The sequence below is a fragment of the uncultured Friedmanniella sp. genome (assembly GCF_964244285.1).
In the GTDB taxonomy this organism is placed as follows: Bacteria; Actinomycetota; Actinomycetes; order Propionibacteriales; family Propionibacteriaceae; genus Microlunatus.
The window spans coordinates 1-12,431 of sequence record NZ_CAXTHT010000006.1; the positions used below are offsets into that span (position 1 = coordinate 1).

At 71.0% G+C, this 12,431-nt stretch carries 11 protein-coding genes; 2 read left to right on the top strand and 9 right to left on the bottom strand.

Annotation, left to right across the window (positions count from 1 at the left end):
- Positions 1-321: 321 nt before the first annotated feature.
- On the bottom strand, positions 322-876 hold the full coding sequence (locus tag ACFE7W_RS14715) for a cysteine hydrolase (protein WP_375425561.1): 555 nt from the start codon (positions 874-876) through the stop codon (positions 322-324).
- A complete protein-coding gene (locus ACFE7W_RS14720; RefSeq protein WP_375425562.1) occupies positions 873-2,360 on the bottom strand; it encodes a purine-cytosine permease family protein in 1,488 nt (495 codons plus the stop codon). Before ACFE7W_RS14720 ends, ACFE7W_RS14715 begins: the two co-directional genes overlap by 4 nt.
- Before the next feature lie 92 nt (positions 2,361-2,452).
- Here ACFE7W_RS14720 and rarD point away from each other — a divergent pair, with 92 nt between their 5' ends.
- On the top strand, positions 2,453-3,367 hold the full coding sequence (gene rarD, locus ACFE7W_RS14725) for an EamA family transporter RarD (RefSeq protein ID WP_375425563.1): 915 nt from the start codon (positions 2,453-2,455) through the stop codon (positions 3,365-3,367).
- Between the two features lie 18 nt (positions 3,368-3,385).
- Here rarD and ACFE7W_RS14730 read toward each other — a convergent pair whose 3' ends face one another.
- The 6 genes from ACFE7W_RS14730 to ACFE7W_RS14755 all read right to left on the bottom strand — a co-directional run bounded on the left by ACFE7W_RS14730 (position 3,386) and on the right by ACFE7W_RS14755 (position 9,067).
- Entirely contained in the window at positions 3,386-3,994 is a 609-nt protein-coding gene (locus ACFE7W_RS14730) for a TetR family transcriptional regulator (RefSeq protein ID WP_375425564.1), read from the bottom strand.
- A complete protein-coding gene (locus ACFE7W_RS14735) occupies positions 3,995-5,248 on the bottom strand; it encodes an FAD-dependent oxidoreductase (protein ID WP_375425565.1) in 1,254 nt (417 codons plus the stop codon).
- Between the two features lie 68 nt (positions 5,249-5,316).
- A complete protein-coding gene (locus ACFE7W_RS14740) occupies positions 5,317-6,219 on the bottom strand; it encodes an ABC transporter permease (RefSeq protein ID WP_375425566.1) in 903 nt (300 codons plus the stop codon).
- A complete protein-coding gene (locus ACFE7W_RS14745) occupies positions 6,216-7,070 on the bottom strand; it encodes an ABC transporter permease (protein WP_375425567.1) in 855 nt (284 codons plus the stop codon). The genes ACFE7W_RS14740 and ACFE7W_RS14745 overlap by 4 nt, the downstream gene beginning before the upstream one ends.
- Entirely contained in the window at positions 7,067-7,885 is an 819-nt protein-coding gene (locus ACFE7W_RS14750) for an ABC transporter ATP-binding protein (RefSeq protein ID WP_375425568.1), read from the bottom strand. The genes ACFE7W_RS14745 and ACFE7W_RS14750 overlap by 4 nt, the downstream gene beginning before the upstream one ends.
- 39 nt (positions 7,886-7,924) lie before the next feature.
- Entirely contained in the window at positions 7,925-9,067 is a 1,143-nt protein-coding gene (locus ACFE7W_RS14755; RefSeq protein WP_375425569.1) for an ABC transporter substrate-binding protein, read from the bottom strand.
- Between the two features lie 232 nt (positions 9,068-9,299).
- Here ACFE7W_RS14755 and ACFE7W_RS14760 point away from each other — a divergent pair, with 232 nt between their 5' ends.
- Positions 9,300-11,273, top strand: coding sequence for a M13 family metallopeptidase (locus tag ACFE7W_RS14760; RefSeq protein ID WP_375425570.1), 1,974 nt, complete (start codon positions 9,300-9,302; stop codon positions 11,271-11,273).
- A 171-nt stretch (positions 11,274-11,444) separates the two neighbouring features.
- Here the strand turns inward: ACFE7W_RS14760 and ACFE7W_RS14765 are convergent, their stop codons facing one another.
- Entirely contained in the window at positions 11,445-12,425 is a 981-nt protein-coding gene (locus tag ACFE7W_RS14765; protein ID WP_375425571.1) for a polyprenyl synthetase family protein, read from the bottom strand.
- Positions 12,426-12,431: the final 6 nt, after the last annotated feature.

A 12,431-nucleotide genomic window follows, 5' to 3' on the forward strand; every position in this document is an offset into this window, starting at 1 on the left:
CTTTTAGCACGCTGTTAAGTTCTCAAAACTCAGACACACACCACACCAGAACCAACCAATCCCGGCTCGGGGCAACTCGCTAAACATTAGTTCGTAGCCGGGTCGGAGTCAAATCCTCACCTTTTCGAACTACCGCCGCCCGCAACCGAACCGATCGATCCGAAAGGACCGACCTGCACGGTGAGGATCAGTGGTGCCCTCGGGCCGGCCGTCAGGTCTTGCGACCGACGTCCCGCTTCCCTCAGGGCCTCGCCTACGTTACACCTTCTGGCCGGAGACGCAAGCCAGACCGGCGGACCCGCGAGGGGTGGGAGCTCGAGGCTACGAGCCGAGCCCGGCCGAGCGCCGGACCTCGTCGACCGTGGTGAGGGTGATCAGCGGAGCGAAGAGCGCCATCGCGTCCAGGGCCCGTTGGTGGTCGGAGTCGCTGGCCCCGGCACAGGCGTCGCTCACCACCCGGACGGTCACGCCGGCGTCCGCGGCGGCGAGGGCGGTGGCCAGCACGCAACAGTCGGTCGATACTCCGGTGAGGACGAGGTCGGCCTCTCCCACCAGGGTCGCCAGCTCGGTGCCCCACTTGCCGAAGGTCGTGGCGGTCACGACCGGGTCGTCACCCGGGGGCAGCACCAGGTCGTAGAGCGCGTCGTCCGGCGGGACCAGCGCGAACGGCCAGTCCCGGTAGTACGGAATCCACGAGCCGGCCGGTTCGGCGGGGGCGACGAAGCGGGTGTGGACCGTACGGCCGACGAAGGCGGGCAGCAGGGATCGGGTGCCGGCCAGGGAGTCGGCGAACTTCTCCGTCGCCCACGGGCTGGCCGGGTCGGCGAAGACGGTCTGCAGGTCAATCGCCACCAACCAGGGAGCGGCCGGGCTCACCGAGCTTCCGACGGGAACGTCGCCTCCTGAGCCCGGACCGCCTTCGCGGTAGCCAGCGTGCCGAGGAAGCCGACGAGCAGGGCCACGAGCACACCGAGGTTCGCGTACGCCCAAGCGCCCTCGCGGCCCCCGATCGGACCCAGCAGGTAGCCCTGCCAGCCCAACCAGGACGCGAGGGTGTTGGTCACCAGTCCCCAGCCGAGGAACGTCCCGACCACGATCAGCACGACGGGCCACCAGCGGACGTCGCCGTACCGGCCGGCGCGGTCGTAGAGCGCCGGCTCGTCGTAGTCGCGCCGCCGCAGCGCGAGATCGGCGAGGAAAATCCCACACCACGTGGCGATCGGCACCCCGAGAGTGATCAGGAAGCCCTGGAACGGGACCACGAAGTCGGGGGCGAAGAAGACGACATAGATCGCACCGAGCACCATCAGCACGCCGTCGACCCCGGCCGCGGCGTAGCGGGGGACGCGGACGCCGGCACTGAGCAGCGCCAGCCCCGAGGAGTAGATGTCGAGCACGGCCCCACCGACCAGTCCGAGGACGGCGACCAGGGCGAAGGGCACGAGGAACCAGGTGGGGAGCAGCGTGGTCAGGGCACCGATCGGGTCGTTGGCGATGCCGTCGTTCAGCTCGGTGGACGATCCGGCCAGCAGCACCCCGAACACCACCAGCAGCACCGGGGCCAACGCACCGCCCAGGGTCGTCCAGCCCACCACGCCGGCGCTGCCGGTGCGCCGCGGCAGGTAGCGGGAGTAGTCCGCCGCGGCGTTCACCCAGCCGAGACCGAAGCCCGTCATCATGAAGACCAGCGCGCCGATCACCGCCGGCGCGGCCCCGCCGGGGATCGCGGTGACGGCGCCGAGGTCCACCTTGCCGGCCACCAGCACGATGTAGACCACCGTGAGCACGCCGGTGATGACCGTGATCCAGCGCTGCAGCCGCATGATGACGGTGAAGCCGGCGACCCCGGCCGCGACGATCAGGGCGGCCACGACCACCAGGGCCACGAGCTTGGTGCCCGTGCCCCCGCCGGCGCCGAGCCGGGTGAAGACGGTCGCGGTGCTGAGCACGGCCAGCGCGGTGAGCGCGGTCTCCCAACCCACGGTCAGCAGCCAGGACAGCAGCGAGGGCAGCCGGTTGCCGCGAATCCCGAAGGCGGCCCGGCTCAGCACCATCGTGGGTGCCGAACCCCGCTTGCCCGCCAGGGCGACGATGCCGCAGAGCAGGAACGACAGCACGACGCCGGCGATGCCGACCACGGTCGCCTGGACGAACGAGATGCCGAAGCCGAGCACGAATGACCCGTAGCTGATTCCCAGCACGGAGACGTTGGCGCCGAACCAGGGCCAGAAGAGGTCGCGGGCGCGGCCGTGGCGCTCGCTCTCGTCGATGGTGTTGAGTCCGTTGAGCTCGATGCCCCCACGCGTTGCTGACGGTGCGTCGGGCGCGGTCGAGGCGGCGCTGCGGTCGGTCGCGGTCATGGCTTGATCGTAGTGATCGGACCAGCCCCACACGGACTAATCTCGACGGGGCCGGCGGCGGAGCCGGCGGCGGACAGGGAGAGGCGGGGCGGGTGGCCGAGCGGGACCGCGAGCGTGCTGGCGTCGGGTACGGGCTGGGCGCGTACGTGCTGTGGGGGGTGGTGCCCCTGTTCTGGCCGCTGGTCAAGAGCTCCGGGGCGCTCGAGGTGCTCGCACACCGGATCGTCTGGTCGCTGGTCATCTCCGTGGTGCTGGTGGTGACCCTGCTGCCGAAGGGCTGGTTCGGCCGGATCGGGACGCGGCGCAACCTCGCCATGCTGGCCCTGGCGGCCGCCGTGGTCTCGGTGAACTGGGGGACCTACATCTGGGCGGTCAACCATGGCCACGTCCTGGAGACCTCGCTCGGCTACTACATCAACCCGATCCTCTCGATCCTCGTCGGCGTGGTGGTGCTGCGGGAGCGGATGGCCGCGGTGCAGTGGGCCAGCGTGGGGCTGGCCGTGCTGGCGGTGGTGGTGCTCACGGTCGACTACGGCCGCCTGCCCTGGATCTCCCTGGTGCTGGCGACCAGCTTCGCGACGTACGGGGTGATGAAGAAGCGGGTCAACGGCGGGGCGGTGGAGACGCTGGCCATCGAGTCCGCTGTGCTGACGCCGGTGGCGCTGGGATACCTGGTCTACCTGCAGGTCCAGGGCGGCACGACGTTCGTCGTCCTGGGCTGGGCCCACAGCCTGCTGCTGGTCGCGACCGGAGCGGTGACGGTGCTGCCGCTGCTCTGCTTCGCGGCCGCGGCGACCCGGCTGCCGCTGAGCACCCTCGGCGTGCTGCAGTACCTGGCGCCCACGCTCCAGTTCCTGCTCGGCATCACCTACTTCCACGAGCAGATGTCGCCGGGCCGCTGGGTCGGCTTCACCCTGGTCTGGGTGGCCCTGATGATCATGACCGGCCACGGCATCCACCGGGCCGGGGTCCACCGGCGCTCGCGGCTGGTGGCCGAGGCGGTCTGAGGCGTTGACCGCCTCGAGTCAGAGCGGGCCGGTCAGGTAGCGCTGGACCGTCGGCGCGACGGCGGCCAGCACGTCAGGGTGGACGGCGCTCGCCAACGGCTCCAGCCGCAGCACGTAGCGGACCACGATCAGCCCGACGACCTGGCTGGCCACCAGCGCGGCGCGCCACTGCCGCTCGTCCGGACCTCCCGCGATGGCCGGGCTGAGCGGCCCGAGAATCTGGCTGAGCGCGAGGTCGCGGACCAGGCCGGTCGTGTCGTCGCGCTGCAGCGCCGTCCGGACCGCAGCGATCGCCCCCGCGCCGGCCGGGGAGTCCCACACCTGCAGCAGCCGACCGAGCAGGCGGACGGCCAGCTGCTCGGACGGTCCCTCGAGCGCGCCGGCGATCTCCACGGCCGGGTCCAGCGGGATCTCCAGCACCGCCCGGAAGAGCGCGGCTTTGGAGCCGAAGTGGTGGCTGATCATGGCCGGGTCCACTTCGGCTGTCGCCGCGATCTGCCGCACGGTCACCGCCTCGAAGCCCCGGTCCGCGAAGGCCGTCCGGGCCGCGTCCAGGATCAGCTGTCGTGTCCGGCTCGGTCCGGGCCGCCGGCCGCTACTGCGGCCTCGCGACGTCGCGCCGTCCACTCAGCGGCTCACCGGCGCCGGGCGACGAGCGAAGTCGGGCGCGTGCTCGGGTAGCGGACCGAACGCGATCAGCTGGGCCGGGATCCGGGTGACCGAGGGCACCGCACGGGCCACGGCGGCGACGACCCGGACGGCCGAGGGCGTCCGGCCCGCGAGAGCGGGCACGAAGACCAGCCGGTGGAGCACTCGCTGGGCCGCCTGGATCACCGCGGTGGGCACCAGCCGCCGCCGGCGGACCCGGGCGAGGTCCGGGACCGTGAGCCGGTGCTCGCGCAGCGGCTCGGCCAGCAGGGCGGCCGCCGCCACGGCGTCCTGGACGGCCAGGTTGATCCCGACCCCGCCGGCCGGGGACATCGCGTGCGCGGCGTCGCCGATCAGCAGCAGCCCGTCGCGGTGCCAGCAGGGCACCCGGTTGAGCTTGACGTCCAGCATGTGCAGCTCGTCGGTCGAGGTCAGGGCCTCCAGCCGGTCGGTGAAGTCCGGCCGCAGCCGGGCGACCCGCTCCCGGAACCGCTCGATCCCCTCCGCGCGCAGCCGCCCGTCCATCCCCTTGCGGTTGAAGTAGGCGACCTGGAAGTAGCCGGTGCGCGGGAAGCTGAGCAGGATCTCCTCCCCCGCGAGCCGGGGCACGAGCGCAGCCTGCTCACCCTGCTCGGACTCCAGCCGCGGCAGCCGGAACCACCAGGTGTCGAAGGGCACCGGGTACTCGTGCGGCGTCAGGCCGGCCGCCGCCCGTAGCACCGAACCGCGACCGTCGGCCGCCACCACGAGGTCGGCGTGCAGGTCCTCCTCGATGCCGCCGGCGGTACGCGTCCGCACGCCGGCGATGCGCTCGCCGTGCTCTGCGTCCCCCAGCAGGCCGGTCGCCGCGGTGCTCATCCGCAGGGTGAAGGTGGGCTCGACCCGGGCAGCGTCGGCCAGCAGGTTGAGCAGGTCCCACTGCGGCACCATGGCCACGTAGTCGTACGGCGCGGGGAGCCGGCGGAAGTCGCCGAGCGTGACCGGGTGGCCGTCCCGCTGCGGCAGCTCGAGGTTCTGCAGCCGGCTCTGCGGCAGTGCACGGAACTCAGTGCCGAGCCCGAGCTCGTCCAGCAGCCGGATGGTGGAGGCGTGCACGGTGTCACCACGGAAGTCGCGCAGGAAGTCCGCGTGCTTCTCCAGCACCGTCACCTCGACGCCGGCGCGGGCCAGCAGCAGACCCAGCATCATCCCCGCGGGGCCGCCACCGGCCACCACGCATGTCGTCGTCGGCATGCTTCCTCCTGAAATTCAACGCTTGATGAATTTCAGTGTGCTCCTCAGCAGGACTGCTGTCCAGGACGTCAGCGCTTGCCGGCGTTCGGTCCCCACGCGGCCAGCGCGGCGGACTCGACGACGGCCGCGACCGCGTAGCCGATGATCGAGGTCGCGACCGAGACGACCACGACGGCCCAGACCCCGCCGAAGTTGCCACGACCCTTGTACGCGCTCAGCACCCCTCCCAGCCCGGTGAAGCCCGAGAGCCACTCGGCGAGCATGGCGCCGACGATCGCGCCGGGCACCGAGATCCGGATGGAGGCGAAGATCGCGGGCAGGGCGGCGGGGATGCGCACCATCAGCATCTCCTTGAGCCCACCGCCTCCGTTGACCCGGATCAGGTCTACCGCCAGCGGCGAGGCCGAGCGCAGCCCGAGCACGATGTTGACCAGCGCCGGAAAGAGCACCACGATCGCAGCGATCGTCGCGATCCCCAGCTTGCCCTGGCCGACGATGAGCAGCAGCACGGGAGCCAGCGCCACCAGCGGCACGGATCGGAGCAGCATCGCGATCGGCATGAAGGCGAACTCGAACGGCTTGAACAAGATGAACAGGACCGCGATCACCGTGGCGGCGACCAGGCCGGTGACGAAGCCGATGCCGGCGTCGAGCAGGGTGACCAGCCACGCGGAGCGGAGGCCCGAACGGGCCGCCTCGGCGGTGATCGAGGTGGGTCGGACGCCCCGTGCCGGGTGCTCGGTGAAGAGGTAGTGGTAGACGTCCAGCGGCGTCTTGCCGACGAAGGTGGAGACGTCGAAGAGGTTGAGCAACGCGGTCCAGACCAGCGCGAGCAGCGCCAGAGCCAGGACGACCACGAGCAGCGAGCTGCCGATCCGGCGCGCCACGATCGTCGCGACTGCCCGCGACGACGCGGTCTCCGCGACGGGGGCGGTGCTGGCGGGGACGGCCACGACCGGGGCGGCGCTCACGGTCGGCTCCCCTCGGTGCCGGAGGACCAGGGAGTGACGAAGCGGGCGACCAGACCGACCAGGGCGTAGGCCAGGCCGGCCGTGCCCCCGGAGACCAGCGCCAGGTACCACAGCTGCGGCGCGTCGGAGTTGGTCTGGGCGGCGATCAGTGCGCGCCCGAGGCTCTTGTCGCCGCCGCTGCCCAGGTACTCCGCGAGCACCGCGCCGAGGAAGGCGGCGGGCGCGGCGATCTTGAGGGCGGCGAACAGGTTCGGCAGGGCGGCGATCAGCTGCACCAGGCGCAGCTCGGCCAGCCGGGTGCCACCGTAGGCGCGGACGACGTCCAGGCTGGTCCGCGGCGCCGCGCGCAGGCCGAGGAGGGAGCCGACGACGGTGGTGAAGAAGACGCTGAGCGCGGCCAGCACGACCGAGGCGCCCGCCGGGGCGTCACGACCGAAGACGATGACCAGGATCGGCCCGATGGCCACCAGGGGCAGGCAGTAGGTGACGATCGCGACCTGGGTGATCACCTGCTCCAGCGGTGGTACCAGCAGGACGAGCATCGCCAGCAGCAGCGCCGCCACGTTCCCGAACAGGTAGCCGCGGGCGGCGGCGGCCAAGGTGCCGCTCAGGTTGGACAGCGTGGTGGCCCAGGTGGAGGCGGAGAAGAACTTCGCCACCACCTCGGGCGGGCTCGGGATCGCGTTGCTGGAACGGAAGAGCAGGGCCGAAGCCAGCCACCAGACGACCACGATGACCAGCACGCCGATCACCGCGCCGAGCCAGGTCGGCAGCCCGGAGATCCGGTCCCGCACCGGGGTCCGGCCCGGCACCGCCGAGACGGGCGCACCTGAGGGGGCAAGCGTGGTCACTCGGCGTCGCCGCCGCGACCGAAGAGGATCTCCGAGAGCCGGTCGGCGTAGCCGTGGAACTCCGGCGTCCGCATCATGTCCGGGGTCCGCGGCCGGGGCAGGTCGATCGGCACGACCTCGACCACCCGGCCAGGCCGAGGGCTCATCACCGCCACGACGTCGGACAGGAAGACCGCCTCGTTGATCCCGTGCGTGACCATCAAGGTGGTGGCGGGCTTCTCGGTCCAGATCCTCAGCAGCTCTACGTTCAGCCGCTGCCGCGTCATGTCGTCCAGCGCGCCGAACGGCTCGTCCAGCAGCATCACCGACGGCTTGACCACCAGGCAGCGCGCGATGGCCACCCGCTGCCGCATGCCGCCGGACAGCTGCGCCGGCTTGGCTCTCTCGAACCCCTGCAGCCCGACGAGGGCGATCAGGTCGTCGATGAAGCCCGGGTCGGCCTTGATCCCGGCGACTTCGAGCGGCACCCGGATGTTGGCCGTGACCGTCCGCCAGGGCAGCAGCGCTGCGTCCTGGAACGCGATGCCGAGCTCGTGCTGGCGCTGCATCTCCGTCATCGACATCCCGTTGACCAGGGCGGTGCCGCCGGTGGGCGCCTCCAGGCCCGCGAGGATGCGCAGGATGGTGGACTTGCCGCAGCCCGAGGGCCCGAGCAGCGAGAGGAACGAGCCTTTGGCCGTCCCCAGGTCCGTCGCCTGCAGCGCGTGCACCGACTTGCGGCCGAGGGTGAAGGTCTTGCTCAGCCCCTGGATGTTCAGCCCCGTCGCCGAGGCCGGCTCGGCGGCAGGGTCGCGGGTCGCGATCGGTGTGGGCACACCGACATTCTGCGCGCGCATCTCGGTCGTCACGAGAGCTCAGCCCTTGATGAGGTCCGGGTTGGCGGCGTAGATCTCCTTGAGGAGGCTCATGTCGAACAGCTCGTCGGCGCCGATCTCGATGCCGAGCGCCCCGATGGCGGCGATGATCTTGGTGATGAACTCATCCGTCAGGGTGAACAGGCCGTTGGTCTTGGTGTCGGCGCTGACCACGAGCTCGTTCTGGGCCTTGAGCTGCTCGGTCTGGCCGGCGAGCTTGAGCCCGAGGTCCTTGCCGTAGGTGTTGACGGCGAGCTTGGCGCCACCCTCCGGGTCGGCCACGGCGTCGTTCCAGCCCTTGATCTCCGCGGTCAGGAACGCCTTGAACTTGTCCCGGTTGTCCGCCAGCGCGGTCTTGGTGACGCAGAAGGTCTCCGCGGTCAGCGGCAGGCCGTTGTCGGCGAAGGGCAGAGTCACCGGGGTGAAGCCGTCGGCCTTGACGATGAAGGGCTCGTTGGTCGTGTAGGCCATGAAGCCGTCGACCTTCTTCTCGGTCAGCGGGGTCGGCTCGTACTGGACCACGGTGGTCTTGAAGGTGGAGGTGTCGACGTTGTTGGCCTTGCAGAAGCCCTCGAAGATCGACTGGTTCGTGCCCGCCTGGATGCCGATCGTCTTGCCCGCGAGGTCGGCGACGGTCCGGATCGGCTTGCCCTCCTCGAGGCTGAGGATGCAGAACGGGTTCTTCTGGAACGTCGAGCCGATGATGACCAGGTCGGCGCCCTGCTCGGTGATCAGCCGGGCCGTCGCGTCGGGTGCGGAGAGGCCGACGTCGATCTTGCCCGTCGCGACCAGGGTGTCGGCGCTGTCGACCGGGCCGGTGACGAGGTCGACCTTGGTGAAGCCGGCGTCGGTGTAGTAGCCCTTCGAGTCGGCGAAGTACTCACCGGCGAACTCGATGTTCTTGATCCAGGAGAGCTGCAGCGAGAGCGTCTTGTACGTGCCCGCGGCGACCGACGCGGGACCGGCGCTGGGTGCGGCGGCCGAGGTGGAGGTGGAGCCGCCGCTCGAGCTGTTGCCGCCACAGGCGGCGAGGGCGGCGAGGCTGGCGGCACCGAGCCCGGTGGAGGTCAGGAAGCGACGGCGGCTCGAGCTGCGCGGCAGCAGGCCGGCGGCCGCGGACAGGGCGGGGCGGGGCGGGGTCATGGTTCTCCAAGGGTCGCGAACGGCTGGATCGTGCGTGCGGAGCTGGTCAGCGTGCAGGGCGATCGTGCGGGGACGGTGACCCCCGGGGGACGGCCCCGCCTCAGGATGCCAGCGACGAACGGCACGGATGTTGCACCGACGTAACGGCCACATTTCTGTGTCTTCTGCCCTCGCTTCGCTCGGCTGCGGATCGCGCTCGGGTGATGGTCGTTCCCCTGAGTAGGCTCGGCGGGTGACTGAGCCCGTACCCGCACTGCCCCTGTCCGACTTCGATCCGGGCGTCCGCGTGCAGGACGACCTGTACCGGCACGTCAACGGAGGCTGGCTGGCCCGGGCGGAGATCCCTGCCGACCAGCCGCTGACCGGCAGCTTCATCGAGCTGCGCAACCGGGCGGAGGCGGCCGTCCGCGACATCATCACCAGGATCGGAGAGCGGGGACCGGACGCGCTCGAGCCGGGCAGCGACGAGGCGAAGATCGCCGCGCTGTACGCCTCGTTCATGACCGAGGAGAGGATCGAGGCGGCCGGGGCGGCCCCGCTGGCGCCGTTGCTGGCCGAGGTCGACGCCGTCGCCGGGGCTGAGGACCTGCAGCGGGTGCTGGGCACCTTCGCCCGGCGCGGCATCGCGGGGCTCATCTCGTTCGAGGCCGAGTCCGACCCGGGCGATCCGTCGCGGTACGTGATTTTCGTCGGTCAGGACGGCCTGGGCCTGCCGGACGAGAAGTACTACCGCGAGCAGACCTACGCCGAGATCCGGACCGCCTACGCCGCCCACGTCGCCGCCTCGTTCACCCTGGCCGGAGTGCCGGACGCGGCGGCCGCAGCAGCCACGGTGCTCGAGCTGGAGACCGAGATCGCTGCCCGGCACTGGGACCAGGTCCGGACCCGGGACCTGCGCGCGATGTACAACCTGCGCACGCTCGAGGGGTTCACCGACGAGGTACCCGGTCTGCACTGGCGCGCGTTTCTGGCCGGGGCGGACATCGCGGACACGACCATGGCCGAGCTGGTGGTGGCCCAGCCCTCCTTCTTCACCGACGTGGTGACCCTGCTGACCGAGGAACGGATGCCGGCGTGGCGGCTCTGGGCGAAATGGCACGTCATCTCCTCGCTCTCGCCCTACCTGTCCGCCGCCTTCGTGGCGGAGCGGTTCTCGTTCTACGGCACCGTGCTTTCCGGCACGCCCCAGCTGCGGGATCGCTGGAAGCGGGGCGTAGCCCTGGTCGAGGGCGCGCTGGGCGAGGCGGTCGGCAAGATCTACGTGGAGCGGCACTTCTCCCCGACGGCGAAGCAGCGGATGGACACCCTGGTGGCGAACCTGATCGAGGCCTACCGCCGTTCCATCACCGACCTGGAGTGGATGACCGGGGAGACCAAGCAGGAGGCGCTGGCCAAGCTGGGCAAGTTCCGGCCGCACATCGGCTACCCGATCCGGTGGCGCGACTACTCGGCCCTCGAGGTCCGGGCCGACGACCTCGTCGGCAACGTGGCGGCGGCCGCCTCGTTCGAGCTGGACCGGACGCTGGCGAAGATCGGTGCGCCGATCGACCGCGAGGAATGGCTGATGACGCCTCAGACGGTCAACGCCTACTACCACCCGCTCCGGAACGAGATCGTCTTTCCGGCCGCCATCCTGCAGCCGCCGTTCTTCAACGAGAACGCCGACGACGCCGTCAACTACGGTGGTATCGGCGCGGTGATCGGCCACGAGATCGGTCACGGCTTCGACGACCAGGGCTCGACCTGCGACGGCGACGGCGCCCTCCGCGACTGGTGGACGGCCGAGGACCGCGAGGCCTTCGAGGCCCGGACCGGCGCGCTGGTCGAGCAGTACGACGCGCTCACCCCCGACCTCGCCGACGGCGAGCACGTCAACGGCAAGCTCACCATCGGGGAGAACATCGGCGACCTCGGTGGGCTGAGCATCGCCCACCTGGCCCACGGCATCGCCACCTCGGCCGAGGGAGCCGCGCCGATCGAGGGCTACACCCCCGAGCAGCGGCTGTTCCTCAGCTGGGGCGCGATCTGGCAGAGCAAGTCACGCGCCGAGACCGTCCGTCAGCGTCTGGCCACCGACCCGCACTCGCCGCCGGAGTTCCGCTGCAACCAGATCGTCCGCAACCTCGGTAGCTTCCACGACGCCTTCGGCGTCACCGAGGGCGACGACCTCTGGCTCCCCGAGGACCAGCGCGTCAAGATCTGGTGAGCTCGGGCCGCGGTCGCTGGTCGCGGGGGTCGTCTGACGGTCACTTCACACGCCCCGGGACCGCACCACAGCCCTGGGGGCAGGCGCAACGCGGTCCGTAGGGCTGTGAAGTGACCGTCAAGCTTCGCCCGGGAGCCCTGGAGCCCGGGGGCCAGGGCCTTGGGGCCGAGGTCAGGACGAGCGGGTGACGATCTGCTCGCAGAGTTCTTCCAGGGCCGTACGGGCAGGGCCGGCGGGGAGCTCGGCCAGCAGGCCGCGGGCGATGGCGGCCCGGCGCTCCACCTCGGCGGTGGCCTGGACGAGGGCGGGGTGACGGCGCAGCAGCCCCAAGGCCTCGGCCAGGGCAGCGTCGTCATGCAGGTCGGAGTCGAGCAGCTGCAGCAGCCGGGCGTCCGCCGGGTCGGTCGAGCGTCGAGCCAGCAGGGTCGGCAGGGTGGGAATGCCCTCGCGCAGGTCGGTGCCGGGGGTCTTGCCGGTGACCTCGGACGTGATGTCGATGATGTCGTCGCTGAGCTGGAAGACCATCCCGATCTGCTCACCGAACTCGATCATCCGCTGCTGCAGCAGGGGGTCGGCCCCGGCGATCTTCGCTCCGAACAGTGCGGAGGTGGCGATCAGTGCCGCCGTCTTGTCCGCCACGACCTGCAGATAGTGGTCGAGCGGGTCCTGGCCGGGCTGCGGCCCGACGGTCTCGGCGATCTGGCCCTGGACGAGCCGGGAGAACGTCCGCGCCTGGATCCGCACGAACTCCGAACCGAGCTCGGAGACGATGTCGGAGGCCCGGGCGAACAGCAGGTCACCGACCAGGATGGCGACGGTGTTGCCCCAGCGGCTGTTGGCGCTGACGGAGCCGCGACGGATCCGGGCCTCGTCCATCACGTCGTCGTGGTACAGGCTCGCCACGTGAGTGAGCTCGACCACGACGGCCGCCTTGATGACGTCCTGCTCGGAGGCTCCGGGAACGAGCCGCGCCCCGAGGGCGACCAGCAGTGGCCGGAAGCGCTTGCCGCCGGCGGCGATGATGTGCTGGGCAGCCTCGGTGACCATCGGCGTCTGCGCCTCGGCCGCCCGCAGCAGCGCCGCCTCGACGGCGTCGAGCTGGGCGCGGACGTCGGCCTCGAAGACCTCGTCCCGCGTCTGTTCTGCTAGCACTTCTCT

What these genes read in the sequence shown, in the direction of transcription:
- ACFE7W_RS14720 (WP_375425562.1), bottom strand. Translation starts at nt 2,360, where the DNA reads ATGACCGCGACCGACCGCAGCGCCGCCTCGACCGCGCCCGACGCACCG.
- ACFE7W_RS14735 (WP_375425565.1), bottom strand. Translation starts at nt 5,248, where the DNA reads ATGCCGACGACGACATGCGTGGTGGCCGGTGGCGGCCCCGCGGGGATG.
- ACFE7W_RS14755 (WP_375425569.1), bottom strand. Translation starts at nt 9,067, where the DNA reads ATGACCCCGCCCCGCCCCGCCCTGTCCGCGGCCGCCGGCCTGCTGCCG.